Raw genomic sequence first — 1,602 nt, forward strand, 5'->3', positions numbered from 1 at the left:
TGATAGGTCAGAGGTGTAAGTGTGGTAACATATTTAGCTGACTGATACTAATAGGTCGAGGGCTTGACCAATAAAAAACAGGCTTAAAATTAATTCATGTGCAATTTTCAGAGAACACTCTGAAATCTGGTGATGATGGCGTAGAGGAAACACTCCTTTCCATTCCGAACAGGAAAGTTAAGCTCTACAGCGTCGATGGTACTGCATGGGAGACTGTGTGGGAGAGTAGAACGTTGCCAGGTTATATGGATCTTTAGCTCAGTTGGTTAGAGCAACCGGCTCATAACCGGTCGGCCCGGGGTTCGAGTCCCTGAAGGTCCACCATATTTGGGGGTATAGCTCAGTTGGGAGAGCACTTGCCTTGCACGCAAGGGGTCAAGGGTTCGAATCCCTTTACCTCCACCAAAAGCTACGAAGTAATTCGTAGCTTTTTTTATTATATATATTTATAATAAAATTATAAATATATATTTTAATAATAAATTGAACTAGTTTATGTTTGCGACTCAGGCACCTATGGTCTCTTAGATTGCATATATCTTATCTAGATGTATTTAAAATAACTCTTCAGGAATTTTATAGTTAAGGATTATCCTTGGAAGAGTGTGCATCCAATGTTCTATGAAGGAAATATCAGAAGAAGAAGAATCAGATATAAGTTTTGATTTTGAGATGGTGCATTATATTATTGTAACGCTCATTAGATTCTATTTCAAAAGATGAAAAAGTATGAGCAAAATATACCTTAGTATTAGTTCCATTACATATTTTATTGATAATATTGTTTATAGGCCTATATAATTTTTTTACTATTTTATATGTTTAAAGGTATAATTAATAAGAATTTGAATAGTAAATAGCTCTTAGAAATTTAAGTATTTATTTTTACTCGATTCTGTATTGTAAATTTTATGATCTATATCGATTATCTTACGTTTTGAATTTAATTTTGAGATTAAATAATAACATATATAATCCATTATAGATTTTTTTGTTTTCAATTAGTTAAATTTCATTTTACAACAAGTCATTGTATCATAAATTAAAAGTGGCTATTAAAATTAAATTTATAATTATATGATACTTAAAAGTAATATTTAAATATATATTTTAATATAGATAGATTATTTTAATAGTAATAAATTAAAAATGATTATATCTCATTGCAAAAAAATATTATTTTAAATTACGTATATATAAAATAATAATAGAGAAAATAATATTATAAAATGTAAAATTGATAATAACATTGCCAGGCGTATCATCAATAGAAAATGATAGATATATATAGAAAATAGAAGGAAAATAAGAATAATTTAATTAGAATAATATAAATGTTTAAAACTTGGTTGCATTTACATGTTAAGATAAATCTCGTCGCTAAGGGATGTGACGAAACAAGTCAAAAAAACTTTGAAAAAAGTTGTTGACAAGTAATGAAACAAATGATAAGATAAGAAAGTCGCTTGAGAGCGATGAAGAAAATGGTCTTTGAAAATTGAACAGAAAATAAGTTAAGTAAAATAAACCAGCAATTCTTTTAGACGTCTTAAAATTAAGACTCAAAGTAATTTGAGCGAAGAGATTAAACTTTTTATTGAG

2 tRNA genes, 1 rRNA gene and 1 pseudogene are annotated in these 1,602 nt (G+C 28.3%); 3 read left to right on the top strand and 1 reads right to left on the bottom strand.

Features of this window, described 5'->3' with window-relative positions:
- Positions 1 to 125 precede the first annotated feature (125 nt).
- From rrf to I2A75_RS17830, 3 genes are all read left to right on the top strand, one after another.
- A 5S ribosomal RNA gene (gene rrf / locus I2A75_RS17820) occupies positions 126 to 242 on the top strand.
- Positions 243 to 247: 5 nt separating this feature from the next.
- A tRNA-Ile gene (locus I2A75_RS17825) sits at positions 248 to 324 on the top strand.
- Positions 325 to 329: 5 nt separating this feature from the next.
- Positions 330 to 405, top strand: a tRNA-Ala gene (locus tag I2A75_RS17830).
- 149 nt (positions 406 to 554) lie between these two features.
- On the opposite strand, the pseudogene I2A75_RS18060 reads toward I2A75_RS17830, so the two are convergent.
- Positions 555 to 756 (bottom strand): annotated as a pseudogene (locus tag I2A75_RS18060) (IS30 family transposase); the annotation flags it as partial.
- Positions 757 to 1,602 lie beyond the last annotated feature (846 nt).

Source organism: Clostridium sp. 1001275B_160808_H3, assembly GCF_015550425.1.
Classification (GTDB): domain Bacteria; phylum Bacillota; class Clostridia; order Clostridiales; family Clostridiaceae; genus Clostridium.